Source organism: Micromonospora sp. NPDC001898, from assembly GCF_042891255.1.
GTDB lineage: Bacteria > Actinomycetota > Actinomycetes > Mycobacteriales > Micromonosporaceae > Micromonospora.
Genome location: NZ_JBIATC010000018.1, coordinates 45,919 through 65,543, shown reverse-complemented (window position 1 = coordinate 65,543; position 19,625 = coordinate 45,919). Strand labels below are relative to the sequence as shown.

20 protein-coding genes are annotated in these 19,625 nt (G+C 74.1%); 15 read left to right on the top strand and 5 right to left on the bottom strand.

Annotated features, from left to right (window positions below; genetic code table 11):
• Positions 1-15 precede the first annotated feature (15 nt).
• Positions 16-480 (top strand): phage holin family protein, encoded by a 465-nt coding sequence (locus ACFYZF_RS26225; protein WP_387025086.1) that lies wholly within the window; start codon positions 16-18, stop codon positions 478-480.
• Positions 477-1,127: a DUF3618 domain-containing protein gene (locus tag ACFYZF_RS26220; protein WP_387025084.1), complete on the top strand. Its 651-nt coding sequence runs from the start codon at positions 477-479 to the stop codon at positions 1,125-1,127. The genes ACFYZF_RS26225 and ACFYZF_RS26220 overlap by 4 nt, the downstream gene beginning before the upstream one ends.
• A gap of 28 nt (positions 1,128-1,155) precedes the next feature.
• Here the strand turns inward: ACFYZF_RS26220 and ACFYZF_RS26215 are convergent, their stop codons facing one another.
• On the bottom strand, positions 1,156-2,295 hold the full coding sequence (locus ACFYZF_RS26215; RefSeq protein ID WP_387025082.1) for a glycosyltransferase: 1,140 nt from the start codon (positions 2,293-2,295) through the stop codon (positions 1,156-1,158).
• A gap of 192 nt (positions 2,296-2,487) precedes the next feature.
• Here ACFYZF_RS26215 and ACFYZF_RS26210 point away from each other — a divergent pair, with 192 nt between their 5' ends.
• A complete protein-coding gene (locus ACFYZF_RS26210) occupies positions 2,488-2,892 on the top strand; it encodes a hypothetical protein (protein ID WP_387025080.1) in 405 nt (134 codons plus the stop codon).
• 90 nt (positions 2,893-2,982) lie between these two features.
• Here the strand turns inward: ACFYZF_RS26210 and ACFYZF_RS26205 are convergent, their stop codons facing one another.
• A complete protein-coding gene (locus ACFYZF_RS26205; RefSeq protein WP_350887135.1) occupies positions 2,983-3,201 on the bottom strand; it encodes a DUF397 domain-containing protein in 219 nt (72 codons plus the stop codon).
• Positions 3,202-3,268: 67 nt separating this feature from the next.
• On the opposite strand from ACFYZF_RS26205, the gene pepN reads away from it, so the two are divergent.
• The 5 genes from pepN (at position 3,269) to ACFYZF_RS26180 (ending at position 8,601) form a co-directional block, all read left to right on the top strand.
• Positions 3,269-5,785, top strand: a complete 2,517-nt coding sequence (gene pepN / locus ACFYZF_RS26200) for an aminopeptidase N (RefSeq protein WP_387025078.1) — start codon at positions 3,269-3,271, stop codon at positions 5,783-5,785.
• Positions 5,786-5,952: 167 nt separating this feature from the next.
• Positions 5,953-6,549, top strand: a complete 597-nt coding sequence (gene nadD / locus ACFYZF_RS26195; RefSeq protein WP_387025076.1) for a nicotinate-nucleotide adenylyltransferase — start codon at positions 5,953-5,955, stop codon at positions 6,547-6,549.
• Between the two features lie 110 nt (positions 6,550-6,659).
• Positions 6,660-7,070 carry a ribosome silencing factor gene (gene rsfS, locus ACFYZF_RS26190; RefSeq protein WP_387025074.1) on the top strand — a complete coding sequence of 137 codons (411 nt, stop codon included), beginning with the start codon at positions 6,660-6,662 and terminating at the stop codon, positions 7,068-7,070.
• Entirely contained in the window at positions 7,067-7,696 is a 630-nt protein-coding gene (locus ACFYZF_RS26185; RefSeq protein ID WP_387025072.1) for a histidine phosphatase family protein, read from the top strand. The genes rsfS and ACFYZF_RS26185 overlap by 4 nt, the downstream gene beginning before the upstream one ends.
• Positions 7,697-7,743: 47 nt before the next feature.
• Positions 7,744-8,601, top strand: a complete 858-nt coding sequence (locus ACFYZF_RS26180; protein WP_387025070.1) for a DegV family protein — start codon at positions 7,744-7,746, stop codon at positions 8,599-8,601.
• Positions 8,602-8,794: 193 nt separating this feature from the next.
• Here ACFYZF_RS26180 and ACFYZF_RS26175 read toward each other — a convergent pair whose 3' ends face one another.
• Positions 8,795-9,019 (bottom strand): hypothetical protein, encoded by a 225-nt coding sequence (locus ACFYZF_RS26175; RefSeq protein ID WP_387025068.1) that lies wholly within the window; start codon positions 9,017-9,019, stop codon positions 8,795-8,797.
• 711 nt (positions 9,020-9,730) lie between these two features.
• Between ACFYZF_RS26175 and ACFYZF_RS26170 the strand changes: the two genes are divergently transcribed.
• The 4 genes from ACFYZF_RS26170 (at position 9,731) to ACFYZF_RS26155 (ending at position 14,689) form a co-directional block, all read left to right on the top strand.
• Positions 9,731-10,564 carry a helix-hairpin-helix domain-containing protein gene (locus ACFYZF_RS26170; RefSeq protein WP_387025136.1) on the top strand — a complete coding sequence of 278 codons (834 nt, stop codon included), beginning with the start codon at positions 9,731-9,733 and terminating at the stop codon, positions 10,562-10,564.
• On the top strand, positions 10,561-12,966 hold the full coding sequence (locus tag ACFYZF_RS26165; protein ID WP_387025066.1) for a ComEC/Rec2 family competence protein: 2,406 nt from the start codon (positions 10,561-10,563) through the stop codon (positions 12,964-12,966). The genes ACFYZF_RS26170 and ACFYZF_RS26165 overlap by 4 nt, the downstream gene beginning before the upstream one ends.
• Positions 12,967-13,091: 125 nt before the next feature.
• The gene (holA, locus tag ACFYZF_RS26160; RefSeq protein ID WP_387025064.1) at positions 13,092-14,072 is read left to right on the top strand and encodes a DNA polymerase III subunit delta; all 981 of its coding nucleotides are present in this window, start codon (positions 13,092-13,094) and stop codon (positions 14,070-14,072) included.
• Positions 14,069-14,689, top strand: a complete 621-nt coding sequence (locus tag ACFYZF_RS26155; RefSeq protein WP_387025062.1) for a hypothetical protein — start codon at positions 14,069-14,071, stop codon at positions 14,687-14,689. Before holA ends, ACFYZF_RS26155 begins: the two co-directional genes overlap by 4 nt.
• 197 nt (positions 14,690-14,886) lie before the next feature.
• On the opposite strand, the gene rpsT is transcribed toward ACFYZF_RS26155, so the two are convergent.
• Both rpsT and ACFYZF_RS26145 read right to left on the bottom strand, forming a co-directional pair.
• Positions 14,887-15,153 (bottom strand): 30S ribosomal protein S20, encoded by a 267-nt coding sequence (gene rpsT, locus ACFYZF_RS26150; RefSeq protein WP_387025060.1) that lies wholly within the window; start codon positions 15,151-15,153, stop codon positions 14,887-14,889.
• A 113-nt stretch (positions 15,154-15,266) separates the two neighbouring features.
• On the bottom strand, positions 15,267-16,295 hold the full coding sequence (locus ACFYZF_RS26145; protein WP_387025058.1) for a phosphotransferase family protein: 1,029 nt from the start codon (positions 16,293-16,295) through the stop codon (positions 15,267-15,269).
• Positions 16,296-16,385: 90 nt separating this feature from the next.
• Between ACFYZF_RS26145 and ACFYZF_RS26140 the strand changes: the two genes are divergently transcribed.
• The 3 genes from ACFYZF_RS26140 (at position 16,386) to ACFYZF_RS26130 (ending at position 19,520) form a co-directional block, all read left to right on the top strand.
• Positions 16,386-16,919, top strand: coding sequence for a DUF4240 domain-containing protein (locus tag ACFYZF_RS26140; RefSeq protein ID WP_387025056.1), 534 nt, complete (start codon positions 16,386-16,388; stop codon positions 16,917-16,919).
• Positions 16,920-17,042: 123 nt separating this feature from the next.
• The gene (lepA, locus tag ACFYZF_RS26135; RefSeq protein WP_387025054.1) at positions 17,043-18,920 is read left to right on the top strand and encodes a translation elongation factor 4; all 1,878 of its coding nucleotides are present in this window, start codon (positions 17,043-17,045) and stop codon (positions 18,918-18,920) included.
• A 312-nt stretch (positions 18,921-19,232) separates the two neighbouring features.
• Positions 19,233-19,520, top strand: a complete 288-nt coding sequence (locus ACFYZF_RS26130) for a GlsB/YeaQ/YmgE family stress response membrane protein (RefSeq protein ID WP_387025052.1) — start codon at positions 19,233-19,235, stop codon at positions 19,518-19,520.
• Positions 19,521-19,625: the final 105 nt, after the last annotated feature.

The window sequence follows — 19,625 nt, the reverse complement described above, 5'->3', positions numbered from 1 at the left end:
AAGGGAGGCGACGGGATGACCGTGCCGACGCAGGACCCCGGAGTGGACCCCGGGTACGGCCCCTTGGGCACGCCGCACACCGCGGACGAGGTCAGGGGCAGCTCCATCGGCGAGCTGATGCGCCAGGTGACCAGCGACCTCTCCACGCTCATGCGCCAGGAGGTCGAGCTGGCCAAGGCTGAGATCCGCCAGGAGGGCAAGAAGGCCGGCAAGGCCGCCGGCCTGTTCGGCGGCGCCGGCTTCGGCGGCTACATGGTGGCGCTGTTCCTGTCGATCGCCCTCTGGGCCGGGCTGTCCAACGTGATGGACGCCGGCTGGGCGGCGCTGATCGTCGCCGTGATCTGGGGCGCGATCGCCGCCGTCCTCTACTCCATGGCCAAGAAGAACGCCCAGCGTGTACGCGGCTTCAGGCAGACCAGCGACAGCGTGCAGCGGATCCCCGACGCGCTCAAGCCCCATCCGGAGGGAGTCACCCGATGAGCACCGATCCCGACCAGATCCGCCGGGAGATCGAGGCCACCCGCAACAGCCTCAGCACCGATGTGGACGCGCTGGCGTACAAGGTCAGCCCGGCCCGCATCGTCGACGACCGTACGCAGCGGGCGCGCAACGCGCTGCAGAATGTGAGGGACAAGGTCATGGGCACCGCTTCCGACTACGGCCACAGCTCCAGCCACGCCGCGCACTCGGTGGCCGACCGGGCCTCGTCGGCGGCCTCCACCGTCTCCGACAAGGCGCACTCGGCGGCCTCCACCGTCGGCGACGCCGCGCAGCGGGCGCCGCAGGCGCTGCGGGAGAAGTCGGAGGGCAACCCGCTGGCCGCCGGACTGATCGCCTTCGGCGTCGGCATGCTGGTCTCCTCGCTGATCCCGGCCACCCGCCGCGAGCAGCAGGTGGCGACCCAGGTCAAGGACCGGGCCGGCGAGCACGCCGGCGCGGTGAAGGAGAAGCTCGGCGAAGTCGCCAACGAGCTGAAGGAGGAACTGCGCGAGCCGGCCCGGCAGGCCACCGAGTCCGTGCGGTCCACCGCCCAGGACGCCGTGCACGCGGTCAAGGACGACACCAGGTCGGCCGCGCACGACGTGCGGGACCAGGCCCAGCAGTCCCGCGAACAGGTCCGGTACTGATCAGGGCACCGTACTGCGCAGCTCGCGGTCACTCCCGGCACAGGCCGGGCAGTGGCCGCGAGCTGCGTCGGTCGGCGGCCCGCCACGCCTCGGGTGTCGCCCGGATCTTCCGCCTCGCCCGCAGGGCGCCGGGGGAGTTGGCGGCGCGGGCGATGCGGGCATCGGCGTAGGGCACGCCGCCCAGCGCCCGGTGGGCGACGGCGAGCCACGAGCAGACGCCGCGCTCGAGCAGCCACAGCGGGGCGGCCAGCGCCGCCGTGCGGGGGAAGACCCGTGCCCCGCCGGCCCGGCGGCGGCCCACCTCCGCGAGCGCCACCACGGCCGTCGCCGCGCCGAGCACCAGGCCGGGGCGGCGGGCCGCCAACGCGGCCAGCACGGCGGGCAGCACCGCCAGCGAGGTCGCCAACCGCGCCGGCTGGGCCAGGTCGTCGTACGCCTGGCGGACCCGCTGCCCGCGGAAGTGCGCGCCGTCCGGTGGGAGCCGGCGGACGTACAGTCCGGGCGGGGTCGCCTCGGTACCCCCGTACGCCCGCACGGTGCGGACCAGCTCCAGGTTCTCGAAGAGCACGTCCGGGTCGTACCCGCCCATGGCGACGAAGGTGCTCCGGCGCACGGCCAGGGTGCCCGGCCAGTCCGCGCCGAGGGCGCGGTTGAGCAGGGTCCGGCCGGTGTCCCACCAGGCATGCCAGGGCACCGGGTCGAAGTGGTTCTGCGGGCGGACCAGGTCGACGCCGCCGAGCAGCCGGTGCGCGGCGCGCAGCCCCGCCTCGTCGTAGCGGACGTCGTCGTCGGCGATCACCACGTGCTCGTGTCGGGCCGCCGCCACCCCGGTCAGCACCCCGACGACCTTGCCGTTGCCGCCGCGTACCGCCGGATCGGGGGCGAGGTGGCGCACCACGCCCCGCCACGCGGCGGCGTGCCGGGCGAAGACCTCGGGGGCGGAGCCGTCGACCACGGTCACGTCGACGAGGCGGCCCAGTTCGTGTAGGTAGCCGGTCAGCTCGGCCAGCCCGGCGTCGCCGGACCAGCGCAGCGGCAGGACGTACTCGACGGGGAGCCGGCGGCGGACCTGGGCGGCGTCCGAGAGCGCCCCCGGCCGGCCCGCCACGTCCGCCCCGTCGGGGACGGCGGTGGCCGGCCGGTCGCCCGCATTGACGTCGAAGGGCACCGGCACCTCCCGTGGTGTCGTCGATCGGCCGGGCCGCAGCGGATGCCCGCATTTCGGCTGGTCAAACGCTCACCCGGGGTCGGCGGGCGAATCCGCGACCGGCTGGCCCCTCCCCGGGCGGCGGAAACCTGGTTCGCTGGTTCGCACGGGCCGACCGGCGGCCCGCCGGTCGGCGAGGACGGGGAGGACCGCATGCGGGAGAACGGGTCGTGGCGCTGGCGGGAGCGTCGGGCGGTCAAGGGGCTGGGCGCAGGCCCGGCGGGTGGCGGGATCGGTGGACCCGATCGTCCGCTGCTCGCCCCGCCCCGCAGGCAGGCGCCGCCGCGCCACTTCACGGTGCACCTCGGGTTCGCGGCCGACGGTGCCGACCTGGCACGTGAGCTGGCCGTCACGTACGCCGAAGGGCTGAGCCTGTTCCGCCCCGAGCTGGCCCTCGGGGCCGCCGCGTTGTCCCCGGCCGACGCCTGGCACCGGGCCGAGCGGCTGTTCTGCGGTGCGGTCGGCCCGGACGACGAGCGGTGTGTCGACGTGGCCGGCCATCCCGGCTTTCACCACGGGCCGGGTCCGGGCGGCCTTGGCTGGGGAGACGGCGACTGAGCGGGCGGGCCCCGGGTCGGCGGCGGTGCGGCATCCCCGGTCGGGTGTGCCATCCCGCCGCCGACGAGGGTCGACGTCTCGTCGACCGGCTCAGTCCAGGTCGAACTCGCCGTCCTGGGCGCCGGCGACGAAGGCGTCCCACTCGGCCTGGGTGAAGACGAGCACCGGGCCCTCCGGCTCGGCGGAGTTGCGCATGCCGATCAGGTCGTCGACGAAGGCCACCTCGACCGCGCTGTCCGAGGTGTCGCCCTCGGCCCGTTGCCAGATCGCCCGGGACAGGTCGAAGTCGCCCTTGGGGTGCTGACCCATTGTTGGTTCCTCCATCGCAGAACGTGATGGGAAACGAGTGTGGTTTCCCATCGGGCAGGATAAGCGGATGCCGAGCCTGAGCCATGTAGAGGCGACCGCGCGTGGCGCGCTGATTACCGTCGAGTCCTACCAGGTGGACCTCGACCTGACCGGTGGCGGCGGTCACTTCCGCTCGCACACCACCATCCGCTTCCGGGCGACCCCCGGGGCGGAGACGTTCGTCGAGGTCAACCCCGCGAGGCTGCTGGCCGTGCGCCTGAACGACGAGGATCTCGACCCCGGGGTCCTCACCGGCAACCGGCTTCCGCTGGCCGGGCTGGCCGGGGCCAACACGCTCGTCGTCGAGGCCGAGATGGCGTACTCGAACACCGGCGAAGGGCTGCACCGGTTCGTCGACCCCGCCGACGGCGAGACGTACCTGTACGCCATGTCCTTCCTGGACAACGCCCAGCGGGTCTTCGCCGCCTTCGACCAGCCCGACCTGAAGGCCCCGGTCACCCTGGCTGTCACCGCCCCTGCGGAGTGGACGGTCGCGGCCAACGGTGAGCCGGTCGCCACCCCCCGGCCGGGGCGTTGGGAGTTTGCCCCGACGGCCCCGCTGGCGCCGTACCTGCTCACGCTGATCGCCGGGCCGTGGCACGTGCGCCGGGCCGAGCACGACGGCGTCCCGCTGGGCATCTGGTGCCGGCGGTCGCTGGCGGAGCACCTGGACGCGGACGCCGAGGAGATCCTCACCGTCACCCGGCAGTGCCTGGACCGGTTCCACGAGCTGTTCGCCGAGCGCTACCCGTTCGGCAAGTACGACCAGGCGTTCGTGCCGGAGTTCAACGTCGGCGCGATGGAGAACCCCGGCCTGGTGACCTTCCGCGACGACCTCGTCTTCCGCTCGGCGGTCACCGACAGCCAGCGCGAGCAGCGGGCCGCCACGATCGCCCACGAGATGGCGCACATGTGGTTCGGCGACCTGGTCACCATGCGCTGGTGGGACGACCTGTGGCTGAACGAGTCGTTCGCCGAGTACCTGGGCACCCGGGTCACCGCCGAGGCGACCCGGTTCGACCAGGCGTGGACCACCTTCGCGCTGCGCCGCAAGGGCTGGGGGTACGCGGCCGACCAGCGCCCGTCCACCCATCCCGTCGCCCCCGAGGAGGTCGCCGACTCGGCCCTGGCACTGCTCAACTTCGACGGCATCTCGTACGCCAAGGGCGCCAGCGTGCTGCGTCAGCTCGTGGCGTGGGTGGGCGACGAGGCGTTCCTGGCCGGGCTGAACGCGCACTTCGCGGCGCACCGGTTCGGCAACGCCACCCTCGCCGACCTGCTCGGCGCCCTCTCCGCCGCCAGCGGCCGGGACCTGTCCGGCTGGGCCGGGCGCTGGCTGCGCCAGGCCCAGGTGAACACCCTGCGGGCCGAGGTCACCGTCGACGCCGACGGCCGGTACGCGCAGGCGGCGATCGTGCAGACGGCCCCGGCCACCCACCCGGTGCTGCGCCCGCACCGGATCGGCGTCGCCCGGTACGCCGCCGACGGCACGGTCACCCGGGACGAGTTCGACCTCGACCCGGACGCCGACGGGGGCCGGACGGTCCTCACCGGGCTGGTCGGGCAGCCGGCGGCCCGGCTGCTGCTGCCCAACGCCGGGGACCTCACCTTCGCCAAGATCCGTCTCGACCCCGCCTCGGCGGACGCCGTACCGCTGGTGCTGCCGACCCTGACCGACCCGCTGGCCCGGGCCCTGCTCTGGGGCGAGGCGCTGGATGCCGCCACCGACGGCGAGCGGCCGGTCGCCGGGGTGGTGGGGCTGATCGACACCGTGCTTCCCGGCGAGGCCGAGGTGATCCTCATCGAGGACGTGCTGCGGGCGACCCGGCCGCTGGTCGACCGCTACCTCGACCCGCTGGCCCGGGAGGCGGCGCTGCTCCGGCTCGCCGGGGCCTGCGGGCGGATGCTCGCCGCCGCCGACCCGGGCGGGTCGCGGCAGTTGGCCACCGCGCGGGCCCTGATCGGCGCGACCACCGACATCGACCTGCTGACCGGCTGGCTGGCCGGCCGGGGCGTGCCCGACGGGCTGGCCGTGGACACCGAGCTGCGCTGGTCGGTGCTCGGCCGGCTGGTGGTGCTCGGCGCGGCCGGGGAGGCGGAGATCTCCGCCGAGGCGGCGGCCGACCTGAGTGCCGCCGGGGCTGAGCGGGCCGCCGGCTGCCGGGCCGCGCTGCCCGACCCGGCCGCCAAGGCGGCGGCGTGGGAGGCCGTGGTGCGCAACACCGAGCTGTCCGTTCGGCTGGTCGAGGCCGCCGCAGAGGGCTTCTGGCAGCCCGAGCAGGCCGAGCTGACCGCGCCGTACGTGTCGCGGTACTTCGCCGACATGCCGGCGGCGTGGCCCCGGCGCACCCCCTCGGCCGCCGAGTCCGTCGCGCACCTGGCCTTCCCCCGGTACGCCGTGGCGCAGCCCACCCGGGACCTGGCCGCGGCGTTGCTGGCCCGCGACGATCTTCCCGCCGGCCTGCGGCGGGTGGTCACCGACCTGGACGACGACCTGCGCCGGGCCCTGGTGGCCCGCACGGCCGTGGCCGCCGCCGCTGCCTGACCCGAGCCCTTCCGCCCGGCCCCGGTTTCGCCCCTATCGTCTTGCCCGTCCCGGTTCGGTCCTGCCCGTTCCGATCCGTCCCGGGGTCGCCCGGTTCTGTTCCCGCCCGGCCCGTCCCGGTTCGAGGGCCCGGGTCGGGCCGGGCGGGGCCGGCATACGATCTCCGGATGGAGGAAGACACCCGCCGGGTCGGGATCATGGGCGGCACCTTCGACCCGATCCACCACGGTCACCTGGTGGCCGCCAGCGAGGTGGCGGATCGGTTCGGGCTGGACGAGGTCGTCTTCGTGCCGACCGGGCAGCCGTGGCAGAAGGCAGACCAGTCGGTCACCCCGGCCGAGGACCGCTACCTGATGACGGTGATCGCCACCGCCTCCAACCCCCGGTTCCAGGTCAGCCGGGTGGACATCGACCGGGGCGGACCGACGTACACCGTCGACACGCTGCGCGACCTGCACGCCCAGTACGGCCCGAAGGTGCAGCTCTACTTCATCACCGGGGCGGACGCGCTGGATCGCATCCTGTCCTGGAAGGATCTGGGCGAGATCTTCGAACTGGCCCACTTCATCGGGGTCACCCGCCCCGGTTTCGAGCTGTCCGCCAAGCACCTCCCCGCCGACACGGTCAGCCTGGTGCAGGTGCCCGCGATGGCGATCTCGTCGACCAACTGCCGGGACCGGGTGGCCCGGGGGGAGCCGGTGTGGTACTTGGTGCCCGACGGTGTGGTGCAGTACATCGCGAAACGACGGCTCTATCTCGGGTGATCGCGCCCGATGCGTGCCCTATTGTCCGGGAAATCGACCAGAACTGACAGGTCGTCTCGTCGCCGGGTGTGAGACGCTTGGAGCGTCGCACGGTTGATCGAAGGAGAACGGTGACAGTTTCCGAACGCGCACACGAGCTGGCGATGGCCGCCGCCCAGGCTGCGGCCGACAAGAAGGCGCAGGACATCGTCATCATCGACGTGGGTGAGCAGCTCGCCATCACCGACGCGTTCCTGCTCGCCGCCGCCCCCAACGAGCGTCAGGTGCTGGCCATCGTCGACGCCATCGAGGAGCGGCTGCTCGAGCTGCCGGAGAAGGCCAAGCCGCTCCGGCGCGAGGGCGAGCGGGGCGGCCGGTGGGTCCTGCTCGACTACGTCGACGTCGTGGTGCACGTCCAGCACACCGAGGAGCGCGAGTTCTACGCCCTCGACCGGCTGTGGAAGGACTGCCCGCAGATCCCGTTCGTCGACCGGGACCTGGTCGAGGCCGAGGCCTCCGCCGGACCCACCGCCGGCGAATGACCCGACTGATCGTCTGGCGGCACGGCAACACCGACTGGAACGCCACCGACCGGGTGCAGGGACAGACCGACGTACCGCTCAACGACCTCGGTCGCGAGCAGGCCGTCGTCGCCGCGCAACTGATCGCGGCGCTGCGTCCCGACGCGATCGTGGCCAGCGACCTGAGCCGTGCCGCGGACACCGCCGCCGCCCTGGCCGCGCTCACCGGGCTGCCGGTGCGCGCCGACGCCCGGCTGCGCGAGCGGCACTTCGGCCAGTGGCAGGGGCTCGCGCGCACCGAGGCGGCCGAGCGGTACCCGGACGAGTACTCCCGCTGGCGGGCCGGCGACCCGGACCCGGGGGCGGGCATCGAGAGCCTCGACGACCTCGGTAAACGGATCGGCACCGCCCTGCAGGACGCGGTCGACGTGGCGCCCGGCGGCACGATCGTGGTCGCCACCCACGGCGGTGGGGCCCGGCAGGGCTGCGGGTACCTGCTCGGCTGGGACCACACGGTGCTGCGGGCCATCGGCCCGCTGCAGAACTGTCACTGGACCGAGCTGCGGCACAGCGAATCGCGGGGTTGGCAGCTGCTGGCCCACAACGTCGGCCCGGTCACCCTGCCGGCTCCCGCCGAGGCGGTCTGACCACACGGTCCCGGGCGGTCGGGGCCGACATCGGCTACGGTGCCGGCATGCCCGTCGCGGTCGTCACCGACTCCACCGCCTACCTTCCGCTCGAGCTGGCGCAGTCGCACCGGCTCACCGTCGTCCCGCTGACCGTGGTGCTCAACGGCGCGGAGGGGCTGGAGGGCATCGAGACCTTCCCCGAGGACGCCACCCGGGCGCTGGGTGGTCGCCGGGTCTCCGTCAGCACCTCCCGGCCGTCCCCGGAGCAGTTCGTCGGGACGTACCGGAAGCTGCTCGACGCGGGCGCGGACGGCGTGGTGTCGGTGCACCTGTCGGCCGAGCTGTCCGGGACGGTGGAGGCGGCCCGGCTGGCCGCCGCCGAGGTCGGCGACCAGATCGTGGTCGTCGACAGCCGCTCCACCGGCATGGGCCTCGGCTTTCCGGCGCTCGCAGCGGCCGAGGCCGCCGCCGGGGGCGCCGACCTGGCCGGGGTACGCCGGGCGGCGGTCGACGCCATCGACCGCACCAGCATCTTCTTCTACGTCGACACGCTGGAGTTCCTGCGCCGGGGCGGCCGGATCGGCGCCGCCGAGGCGCTGTTCGGCACCGCGCTGTCGGTGAAGCCGATCATGCACATGCCGGACGGGGCGATCGTGCTGATGGACAAGGTACGGACCGCGAGCCGGGGGGTGGCCCGCCTGGTCGACCTGGCGGTCGGGGCGGCCGGCGACGCCGACGTGGACCTCGCCGTGCACCACCTCGCCGCCCCGCAGCGCGCCGAGCAGCTCCTCGCCGCGCTCACCGAGCGGCTCGGCGACCGGCTGCGCTCGTCGTACGTGACGGAGGCGGGCGCGGTGGTGGCTGCGCACGCGGGCCCTGGGTTGGCCTGCGTGGTCGTACACCGGCGCCCCGACGCCGCCTGATCTTCGCCTGATGTCGTTCTCCGAGAGCCCAGAGCGCTGCCAGTGGAAGCACCCGCAGTGTCCTCCTATGTTCTCTACCTTGAGCAGGGCAGAAGGTCCAGCCTGTCGTGAATTCCTTGGACGCCAACGACTGGGCGCTGCTCGCCCGATCAGCCGCTGACGTGCGGAGGGCTGTTCTCGACGCTCGGTGGCATCAGCGTCGTCGGACCGGCCCCGGGAGGGACGAAGCAATAAGGACAGACATCACCACAGCCACGGCCAGGAAAGGCGCCGACACGAACCGCGACAGCAGCTTCATGCCGGCATCCGCCCCCAGGATGACCGGGAGGTACGAGATGACGGCGGCGACGCCGGTGGCACCGAGCAGGATCATCAGAATGCCACCCACCACCAGCGGATACGCCACCAGCGTCTCCATCGTCGCCTCCTTCATGGACCGGCAGGCCGGAGCCCCGGAACTCGCACACGGTACGAACGTCCTGCCGACAAGCTGATCGCCAGGTAGGGGTAGACCCTTTCTGCCTGCGGCAGACGTACTCGTGCAGCCGGGATACGCAGGTGCCCGCCACCCAGCTGATGAAGCCGCCGATCGCCGCTCCCCACGGGCCACCGACACCGAACCCGAAGATGCCGCCGGTCACCGAGAAGGCGAGGCCGAAGAGGTCAGGGCACCTGGCTCGCGGCGACCACCCCACCGCAGCCACGGCCATGACAACGGTCCCGCCCCGCCGCTCGCCGGCGGTCGCTGGGGTCTCCGGTTCTCGCCCCTGCATCCTCCGACCCCGTCGCCATAGCACACGGCGGGCATGATCGGGTGCTTGTCCACAGCGGCCTCGGTCGTCCACAGGCGCCGGCCGCAGGGCCGCAGGTCGTCCGCGTCCAAGCCTAATCTCGCGTCGTGTCAGACGACGAGGAAGCGGTCGTGCGGCGGCTGCGGTGGCTGGTGACCGGCCCGGCGCCGGCCGAGGCCCCGGAGCCGCCGATCGTGCCGGCCGCGTCACCGGAGGCGGCGGTCGAACGGCCCGGGGTGGCCGCGCCACTGCTGGGGCGGGGTTCGGTGGAGGGGCCGGCGGCCGGGCGGCCTGCGGTGGTGCCGCCGGAGGACCGGTGGCTCCCGGCCGGCGATCCGGTGGACGATCGGCCAGTTCCCTGGCCGGGGAAGGGTCGGCTCGGCCCGGGGCGACGGGCTGCAAGGGTCGCCGACCCGTTCCCCGTCGGCGACCCGTTCCGGGGCGACGCTCCGGCGCATCCCGGCGAGCCCGCTCCCAGCAGCGACCCCGGCCCCGAGGACGAGCCGACGCGCTCGCCGCGACCGTCCCGGCTGCCCGGTCCCGGCGCGTTCGACCCCGGGCGGCGGGGGGTGCGGGCGCTGGCGGTGGTCGCCGTGCTGGTGGTGCTCGGCGCGGGCTTCTGGGCGTGGCAGTCCCGGCCGCAGGCCGAACCTGTCGGGGCCGCCCCGTCCGTCGCCCCGAATTCCGGGGGGCCGGAAGAGGCACAGCCGGTGGCCGGCGGGCCGACGCCGGGCGGTGAGCTGGTGGTGGCGGTCGCCGGCAAGGTGCGTCGGCCGGGGCTCGTCCGGCTGCCGGCCGGCTCCCGGGTAGCCGACGCGGTGCAGGCGGCCGGCGGCGCGCTCCCCGGGGTGGACGTGGCGCTGCTGAATCCGGCCCGCAAGGTGACCGACGGAGAGCTGATCCTGGTCGGCGTGCCCGCCCCGGAGGGCCAGCCCGGTTCCGCGCCCGCCGCGGCCGGCGGGGGCCCGGCGGTTGCCGGAGGCCGGATCAATCTGAACACGGCCACCCTGGCGCAGCTGGACGCGTTGCCCGGGGTGGGGCCGGTGCTCGCCCAGCGCATCCTGACCCACCGTGACCAGCATGGCGGCTTCCGCTCGGTGGGCGACCTGCGTCAGGTGGAGGGCATCGGTGACGCCCGGTACGAGCAGCTCAAGGAACTGGTGACGGTGTGAGCGGCCCGCCGGGGCCGGACGCTGGTCGCACTGCCGATGGCGGGAGCATCCCCGATTTGCGGCTGGCCGGGCTGGCGGTGGCCGCCTGGCTGGCCGCGCTGGCCGGTCTGCACCTGGGTCATCGCGCGACGGTGCTGCTCGCGGCCGGTGCCGCCGGGCTGGCGGCGCTCGCCTCGGCGTACCTGCTCGGCGTGCTGGGGCGCCCGGCGCCCCTCGTTCGCCGGTACGGGTGGATCGCGGTGGCCGTGCTGCTCGGTGTGGTCTGCGGCGCGGCGGCGACCGCTGCCCGGCTCGTCGTCCGGGACGCACCCGCCGTCCGGTCCCTCGTCGACGACCGGGCCACGGTCGACGCCGAGCTGGTCGTCCGGGAGGATCCGCGCCCGGTCCGGGGCGTCCCCGGCCGGCCCGCCACCCTGCTGGTGCGGGCCGACCTCGTGGCCCTGACCGGCCCCGACGGGGTGCGGGTCGCCGCCCCGGTGCGGGTGCTGGTGCTCGCCACCGACCGGGGGTGGCGGGGCCTGCTGCCCGGGCAGCGGCTCACGGCCGAGGGGCGGTTGGCCGCACCGCGCGGCGGTGACCTGACCGCCGCCGTGCTCACCGTGCCCGGTCCGCCGGTGCCGCACGGTCCGCCGCCATGGTCCCAGCGTGCCGCCGGCGTGCTGCGCGCCGGCCTGCAACGGGCCTGCGCGCCGCTGCCCGACGAGCAGGGCGGGCTGCTGCCCGGCCTGGTGGTCGGCGACACCAGCCGGCTGCCGTCGGCGGTCGAGGAGGACTTCCGGGACACCGGCATGACGCACCTGAACGCGGTGTCCGGTTCCAACGTCGCGATCGTCGTGGGCGCGGTGCTGCTGCTGGCCCGCTGGTCCCGGGCCGGTCCCCGGGTGGCCGCCGGGCTGTGCGCGCTGGCCCTGGTCGGCTTCGTCATCCTGGTCCGCCCCTCGCCCAGCGTGGTGCGCGCCGCCACCATGGGCGCGATCGGCCTCGCGGCGCTGGCCGTCGGCCGACCCCGGGCGGCCCTGCCGGCGCTTGCCGCGGCGGTGGCCGGGCTGGTGCTGCTCGACCCGGACCTGGCCGGCGACCCCGGGTTCGCGCTGTCCGTCCTGGCCACCGCCGGCCTGCTGCTGCTCGCCCCCGGGTGGCGGGACGGGCTGCGGCGGCGGGGGGTGCCCCCGGGGCTCGCCGAGGCGCTGGCCGTGCCGGCTGCGGCGCAGGTGGCCTGCGGGCCGGTGGTGGCCGGGATCTCCGGGACGGTGAGCCTGGTCGCGGTGCCGGCGAACCTGTTGGCGGTGCCGGCGATAGCGCCCGCCACGGTGCTCGGCGTGGCGGCGGCGGTGCTTTCCCCGGCCTGGCCGGCGGGCGCGGAGTTCGCGGCCTGGCTGGCGAGCTGGCCGGCCTGGTGGTTGGTCACGGTAGCCCGGTACGGGGCGCGACTGCCGGCGGGCGCGTTGCCCTGGCCGGGCGGGGTTCCGGGGGCGCTGCTGCTGGCCGGGCTGACCGTGGCGCTACTGGTCGCCACCCGCCGGCCGCTGGTGCGCCGGTTGGTGGCGGTGGTCGCGGTCGCCGTGATCGCTGGCACCCTGCCGGTCCGGTTGGTGGCCGCCGGCTGGCCGCCTGCCGGCTGGGTGGTGGTGGCGTGCGCGGTGGGCCAGGGCGACGCGCTGGTGCTGCCGGCGGGCGCCGGCCGGGCGGTGGTGGTGGACGCCGGGCCGGACCCGGCGGCCGTGGACGGCTGCCTGCGCCGGCTCGGCGTACGGGAGGTCCCGCTGTTGCTGTTCAGCCATCTCCACGTCGACCACATCGGCGGGGTGGCCGGGATCTTCCGGGGTCGGCGGGTGGCGGCGGTGCGCACGCCGCAGTGGCCCGAGCCCGCCGCCGGGCGGGAGCTGGTGCGCACCGCCGCCGCGACGGGCGGGGCGGGGACGGCGGCGGCCACGGCGGGGTGGACGTACCGGGTCGGCGGGCTGGAACTCGTCGTGCTGGGTCCGCCGTATCCGCTGCGGGGGACCCGGTCCGACCCGAACAACAACTCGCTCGTGCTGCGCGCGACGGTGGCCGGGGTGCGGATCCTGCTCGCCGGGGACGCCGAGACCGAGGAGCAGCGGGCGCTGCTCGACCGGACACCGCCTGGCGGCGTACGCGCCGACGTGCTGAAGGTCGCCCACCACGGGTCGGCGTACCAGGAGCCGGCGTTCCTGGACGCGGTCCGGCCGAGGGTCGCGCTGGTCCCGGTGGGCGTCGGCAACTCGTACGGGCACCCGAACGCCGCCGTGCTCGCCCGGATCGTCCGGGGCGGGGCGCGGGTGATGCGTACGGACACCGACGGTGACGTGGCGGTGGTGTTGGGGCGGGACGGGATGGCCGTGGTGAGTCGGGGCCTCGCCCCGGGACGACCGCGGCGCTGAGGACCAAAGGGCATTTGGCGGTATTAGCGGGGTGATTGACGCAAGTGTCTGGATTTGCGCTGAGTGCGGGGTCCGCCTTCTGCGGCCTCGACGAGCAGGCACGATCCCGGGGGCGGCGTGCGAATATGGGCGGCGTGACCGCCGCCGACCTCGCTCCCATTCTGCTCGTCCTCGGCGACGAGGAACTGCTCGCCACGCGCGCGGTGGCCGAGACCGTGGCCAGGGCCCGCGGCGTCGATCCCGACGTCGACGTCCGGGAGTACCAGGCCGGGGCGTTGGCCGTCGGTGAGATCGCCGAGATGCTCAGCCCGTCGCTGTTCGGCGGTCGGCGGGTGCTGGTGCTGCGCTCCGGCCAGGACGCCCGCAAGGACCTGGCCGCGGCGCTGCTGGCGTACGCGAAGAATTCGGACCCGGACGTCCAACTCGTCGTGCTGCACCTCGGGGGAGCCAAGGGCAAGGCGTTCGCGGACGGGCTGCGGGCGGCGGGCGCGACGGTGGTGCCGGCCGCGAAGCTCAAGGGGCACCGCGAGCGGGTGGCCTTCGTCCGCGAGGAGATCCGTCGGGCCGGCGGCAAGTGCACCGACGACGCGGCCGAGGCGCTCATCGCGGCGGTCGGCAACGACATGCGCGAGCTGGCCGCCGCATGCTCCCAGCTGATCGCCGACACCGACGGGCGGATCGGGCCCGACACCGTGGCCCGCTACTACAAGGGACGGGTCGAGGTGAGCGGCTTCACGGTCGCCGATGCCACCCTGATCGGCGACGTGCCTGCGGCGCTGGAGGCGCTGCGCTGGGCGCTGCACGTCGGCGTCGACCCGGTTCCGATCGCCGACGCCCTCGCGGACGGCGTCCGCACCGTCGCCCGGGTCGCCGCGGCGGGGCGGGGCGACCCGTACCAACTGGCGGGCACCCTCGGTATGCCGGCCTGGAAGGTCAAGAGCGCTCAGCAGCGGGCCCGGGGCTGGACGCCGGAGGGCCTCGTGCAGGCGATGCGGGCCGCCGCCGAGTGCAACGCGGCGGTCAAGGGTGGCTCGGACGACCGCGCGTACGCGCTGGAGCGGGCGGTGTTCTCGGTCGCGGCGGCCCGGCAGGGCGGCGTCCGGTGAACCGGCCGGTCCGGGTGTCGTGGGCGACGGTCCCCTCCGCTCAGGAGCGGTACCGCCCCTTCTACGCCCGGGCCCTCGGCCTGCGCTTCGTCAACCCCGGCGGTGTGCTCTGCTTCCTTTTCTGCGAGGGGGCCGTCGCGCTGGCCGTCCTGCTCGCCCTGGCCGAGCTGGTGACCTGGTGGGCGGTGCTCGTGCTGCCCGCCGCCGTGGCGGCGATGGTCAAGCTGAACGACATGGTGGCGGAGGCGGTGGTCCGGACGGCCGCGCTCGTGCCGGAGCAGGAGCGGGACCGGTTCCGCCGGCAGATGGAGCCCGTGGTCGGGCGTGCCACGGTCCACGGCGTCGGTGGCCGTCCCGGGGCGGCCGGTCACGCTGACCGGGGTGCGGCCGGTCACGCGGGCGGGGGCGCTGGTGGCCGGGGCGCGATCGGTGTCGCCAGCTCGCCCGGTGTCGGCCGGCGCGACGCTCCGGGTTCGGCCTCGCGGGCCATCCCGGGCGTTCTCGTCCATCCCGACCCGTCGGGGCGCGCAGAACGGCCCCGCCACGGCCTCCGCCGTGCGGAGCCGGAACTCCCGGACCACACCCGCCCGGACCACACCCCCGGCCCCCGCCCCTGATCCGGGCGCGGGTCACCGCCACGGGGCGGCCTGGTTGCACCGAGCCCGCGCCGGGCTGTCCTGGCTGTACTGGCCGGGGACCTCCGCGTTCCCCGTACGCAGGAACCGGAGCCGGCGCGCGGGAGGCCGATGCGGACACACAGAAAGCCGGAAGCCCCGGTTGGCCCGGGGCTTCCGGTCAGGTCTGTGGACGCCGATCAGGCAGCGAGCGAGGTCACGCGCTTGGCGATCGCCGACTTGCGGTTCGCCGCCTGGTTCGAGTGGATGACGCCCTTGCTGACAGCCTTGTCCAGCTTGCGCGAGGCATCCTGCATGAGGACGGTGGCCTTCTCGGAGTCACCGGCCGCCGCAGCCTCGTGGAACTTGCGGATGGCGGTCTTCAGCGACGACTTGACCGACTTGTTGCGCAGCCGGCGCTTCTCGTTCTGCCGGTTGCGCTTGATCTGGGACTTGATGTTCGCCACGCGACAGCCTCGTCTTGATAGCTCGGTATGGTCTGCATTCCGCTGCGACGAGCATGCGTCATCGCTGCGCGAATAGCCAGGTTACCAGGTTCGCCCGGACGAGCCAAAACGGCTCACTTCCGCAGCCCGGGGGTGGTCGGCTCCCGCCCCTCCGGCGCCGCCGCCCAGCCCTGCCGGACGGCGAGCCAGCCCAGCGCCTGCCCGCCGCTCCAGCGCTGGTGTGCCCGGAGGTGCGGGGACGCGCTCGTCGGCCCGGCGGCGGCCGAGGTGAGCAGGTAACCGGAGAGCGCGGCGAGGGTCACGTCCAGGGCGTCCGGGGGTGCGCCGGCCGTTGCGGGGTGGCCGGCGAAGAGCCCGTCGGCGTCCAGGCCGCTGGCGTGGGCGGTGATCAGCAGGCTGACCAGGTCGAACCAGGCCGGCCCGTGGCAGGTCCAGGTCCAGTCGCAGAACCACGCGCGGCCGGTCGGGTCGACGAGGACGTTGTCCAGCCGCAGGTCGCCGTGGGCCAGGCCGCCGCGTTCGGCGTACCGGGGCAGGCGCGACTCCAGCGCGACCAGCTCGGGCAGCCGGTCCGGGGCCGAGGGCGGCAGCTCCGGGGCCGGTTCCCGGCCGGCGGCCACCTCGCCCCACCAGAGGATGTCCTCCCGGGCCAGGTCGGCGAGCCGGGGCAGGCCGAGCCCCACCAGCTCGGGGGGCGGGTCGGCCAGCGCGGCGGCCACCTCGGCGTACCCGGCCAGGGTCGCGTCGAGGTCCGCCGGGGTCCACGGCAGGGTGGGCGTGCGACCGTCGATCGCGTCCAGGCCGAGCGCGTACCAGCCGGCCGCCGCCACCGCCCAGCGCGGGCGGGGGACCGGCAGGCCGGCGGGGAGCCGGTCCAGGACTGCGGCCTCCCGGGCGTACCAGTCGACGAGGTGCCGCTGCTCGGTCAGCGACGCCGCCTTGACGAAGGTCCGCCGCCCGTCGGCGGTCTCCAGCACGGCGGCGAAGCCCCGGGTGAACCCGGCGCCGGCCACCCGGGCCACCGCCACCGGACCGCCCAGCCGGGCGGTCACCGCCGCCCGCAGCCCGGCCGGCAGTTCCGCCCAGCCGGGGCGCAGCGCGGTCGCGTCGTACGGCACCGGGGGGAGTGAGATCGGGACCATCCGACCATGCTGCCCCACCCGCGCCCGGTGCGCCGTTCGCCGGACGCGCGACCGCCGTGGCAGCGGCCGGCTCTGTCAGACTGCCAAACCATGAGGACCGACGACTTCTGGCAGTTGATCGACCGGGCCCGGGCCGGTGGGGGCGGGGCGGCCGGCCCGGTCGCAGCCCGGGCCGTGGCGTTGCTGGCCGAGCGCGACGCCGCCGACATCGTCGGGTACGCGCAGCACCAGCGCCGAGTCATGGCGGCGTCCCACCGGGCCGATCTCTGGGGCGCGGCCTACCTAATCAATGGGGGCGCGTCCGACGACGGGTTCGAGTACTTCCGGGGCTGGCTGATCACCCAGGGCCGGGAGGTCTTCGCCCGCGCGGTGGCCGACCCGGACTCGCTGGCGGCGCTGCCACAGATCCGTCAGGCGGCGCTCACCGGCGAGGAGTTCGAGGCCGAGCAGATGCTCACGGTCGCCGAGGAGGCGTACCGGAAGGCGACTGCCAGCGAGCTGCCGGCGGTGCCGGAGACGCCCTACCCGGAGCTGGGCGAGTTCTGGGACTTCGACGACGAGGAGGAGGCCCGCCGCCGACTGCCGAAGCTCGCCGCGCTCTTCGTCGAGCCGCCCGAGGAGTGAGCCGCCGGGCCCCGCCCCGGGCGGCGGGAGGAGTGATCCGACCGGGCTCGGGGCGACATGGGAGCATAGAGGGGGCCGGCGGCGCGTCGGCCCGCTCACGTCAGCCGATCAGAACGGACCGCTGTGTCACCGACGCTCGATTCCGGCGCGAACGCTCCCGGTGCCACCGACCCGGCGCGCATCCGGAACTTCTGCATCATCGCCCACATCGACCACGGGAAGTCGACCCTGGCCGACCGGATGTTGCAGCTAACCGGCGTGGTCGACCCCCGGCAGATGCGCGCGCAGTACCTCGACCGGATGGACATCGAGCGCGAGCGCGGCATCACCATCAAGAGCCAGGCTGTCCGGATGCCGTGGACGGTCCGCGAGGGCGACCAGGTCGGCGAACAGGCCGTGCTCAACATGATCGACACCCCTGGCCACGTCGACTTCACCTATGAGGTGTCCCGCTCGCTCGCCGCCTGCGAGGGCGCGGTCCTGCTGGTCGACGCCGCCCAGGGCATCGAGGCGCAGACCCTGGCGAACCTCTACCTGGCGCTCGAGAACGACATGCGGATCATCCCGGTGCTCAACAAGATCGACCTGCCGGCCGCCCAGCCCGAGAAGTACGCCGAGGAGCTGGCCCACCTGATCGGCTGCGACCCGGCGGACTGCATCAGGGTCTCGGGCAAGACCGGCGTCGGCGTGCCGTACCTGCTCGACGAGATCGTCCGGCAGCTCGTCCCGCCGGTCGGCGACGCCGACGCGCCCGCCCGGGCGATGATCTTCGACTCGGTGTACGACGTCTACCGGGGCGTGGTCACCTACGTCCGGGTGATCGACGGCCGGATCGGCGCCCGGGACCGGATCAAGATGATGTCCACCGGCGCCGTCCACGAGTTGCTGGAGATCGGCGTCATCTCACCGGAGATGGTGAAGGCCGACGCGCTCGGCGTCGGCGAGGTGGGTTACCTGATCACCGGCGTGAAGGACGTCCGCCAGTCCCGGGTCGGCGACACGGTCACCATCAACGCCAGGCCGGCGACGCAGGCGCTCGGCGGCTACAAGGACCCGAAGCCGATGGTCTACTCCGGCCTCTACCCGATTGACGGGTCCGACTACCCCAACCTGCGCGAGGCGCTGGACAAGCTCAAGCTCAACGACGCCGCGCTCGACTACGAGCCGGAGACCTCCGGCGCCCTCGGCTTCGGCTTCCGGTGCGGCTTCCTCGGCCTGCTGCACCTGGAGATCATCCGGGAGCGGCTGGAGCGGGAGTACAACCTCGACCTGATCTCCACCGCGCCGAACGTGGTCTACCGGGCCATCACGGAGGAGGGCCAGGAGATCGTCGTGACCAACCCGAGCGAGTATCCCGCCGGCAGGATCGCCGAGGTGTACGAGCCGGTCGTGCGGGCCACCGTGCTCACCCCGAACGACTACGTGGGCGCGGTGATGGAGCTGTGCCAGGGCCGCCGGGGCAACCTGCTCGGGATGGACTACCTCTCGGCCGACCGGGTGGAGCTGCGTTACACGCTGCCCCTCGCGGAGATCATCTTCGACTTCTTCGACCAGCTCAAGAGCCGGACCAAGGGCTACGCCTCGCTGGACTACGAGCCCTCGGGCGAGCAGGCGTCCGACCTGGTCAAGGTGGACATCCTGCTGCACGGCGAGCCGGTGGACGCGTTCAGCGCCATCGTGCACAAGGACAAGGCGTACAACTACGGCGTCACCATCGCCGCGAAGCTGCGCAAACTGATTCCCCGGCAGCAGTTCGAGGTGCCCATCCAGGCTGCGATCGGCAGCCGGGTGATTGCCCGGGAGACCATCCGGGCGATTCGCAAGGACGTGCTCGCCAAGTGCTACGGCGGTGACATCAGCCGTAAGCGCAAGCTGTTGGAGAAGCAGAAGGAGGGCAAGAAGCGGATGAAGATGGTGGGCCGGGTCGAGGTCCCGCAGGAGGCCTTCATCGCCGCCCTCTCCTCCGACGACGGCGACGGCAAGGCCGCCGGCAAGAAGTAGCCGCGCCACCCCGCCCCCGGGGAGGTCAGGCCACCGTGGGTGACCGTGCCGGACGCCCACCAGGCCGGCCCGGGGGCGGGCGTCCGGTCGTACCGGAAGGAACTTTCCGGGCCCGGCAGCGCGCGCCGCAGAGGTGGTGGGAGCACTCCCAGCTGGCCTTTTCCCGCCTCGCGGGTGGGCGGAGGGGATGGCGACATCGACGTGCGGCAGCAGATCGGCGGCGAACCCGGTTTGAATTTTCGGGCCCTCGGGAACTTAGCGGTCACGACAGCAACAACACCGTTGTGACACATCTTTAGGAGGAGGGCGACCGTGGAGCTCACCGTTTGGGGCATCATCACCGCACTCATTGTTGGTCTCGTCATCGGCGCTCTGGGCCGCCTGGTCGTCCCGGGCCGGCAGAACATGCCGATCTGGCTGCACATGCTGATCGGTGTCGGCGCCGCCCTGCTCGGCACCGTGCTCGCCCGCGCCATGGGCATCGCCACCGAGACGGCCGGGATCGACTGGACCGAACTGCTGGTGCAGGTCGTGCTGGCCGCCGTCGCCGTGGCCCTGGTCGCCGGTGTCGGCCGTCGCCGGAGCGTCAGCCACCGGTAACGACACACGCCGTTTCTCCCGAAGGGCGCCCGACCACAGCGGTCGGGCGTCCTTCGCGTGCGTCCGGCCTTTCCTCGCCCGTGCCGAAGGCGTGGGGAAAGTGGG

What these genes read in the sequence shown, in the direction of transcription:
- ACFYZF_RS26205 (WP_350887135.1), bottom strand. Translation starts at nt 3,201, where the DNA reads ATGGGTCAGCACCCCAAGGGCGACTTCGACCTGTCCCGGGCGATCTGG.
- holA (WP_387025064.1), top strand. Translation starts at nt 13,092, where the DNA reads ATGGGCGGCGTGACCGCCGCCGACCTCGCTCCCATTCTGCTCGTCCTC.
- ACFYZF_RS26180 (WP_387025070.1), top strand. Translation starts at nt 7,744, where the DNA reads ATGCCCGTCGCGGTCGTCACCGACTCCACCGCCTACCTTCCGCTCGAG.
- nadD (WP_387025076.1), top strand. Translation starts at nt 5,953, where the DNA reads ATGGAGGAAGACACCCGCCGGGTCGGGATCATGGGCGGCACCTTCGAC.
- ACFYZF_RS26145 (WP_387025058.1), bottom strand. Translation starts at nt 16,295, where the DNA reads ATGGTCCCGATCTCACTCCCCCCGGTGCCGTACGACGCGACCGCGCTG.
- ACFYZF_RS26225 (WP_387025086.1), top strand. Translation starts at nt 16, where the DNA reads ATGACCGTGCCGACGCAGGACCCCGGAGTGGACCCCGGGTACGGCCCC.
- ACFYZF_RS26220 (WP_387025084.1), top strand. Translation starts at nt 477, where the DNA reads ATGAGCACCGATCCCGACCAGATCCGCCGGGAGATCGAGGCCACCCGC.
- ACFYZF_RS26210 (WP_387025080.1), top strand. Translation starts at nt 2,488, where the DNA reads ATGCGGGAGAACGGGTCGTGGCGCTGGCGGGAGCGTCGGGCGGTCAAG.
- ACFYZF_RS26140 (WP_387025056.1), top strand. Translation starts at nt 16,386, where the DNA reads ATGAGGACCGACGACTTCTGGCAGTTGATCGACCGGGCCCGGGCCGGT.
- ACFYZF_RS26185 (WP_387025072.1), top strand. Translation starts at nt 7,067, where the DNA reads ATGACCCGACTGATCGTCTGGCGGCACGGCAACACCGACTGGAACGCC.
- pepN (WP_387025078.1), top strand. Translation starts at nt 3,269, where the DNA reads ATGCCGAGCCTGAGCCATGTAGAGGCGACCGCGCGTGGCGCGCTGATT.
- ACFYZF_RS26175 (WP_387025068.1), bottom strand. Translation starts at nt 9,019, where the DNA reads ATGGAGACGCTGGTGGCGTATCCGCTGGTGGTGGGTGGCATTCTGATG.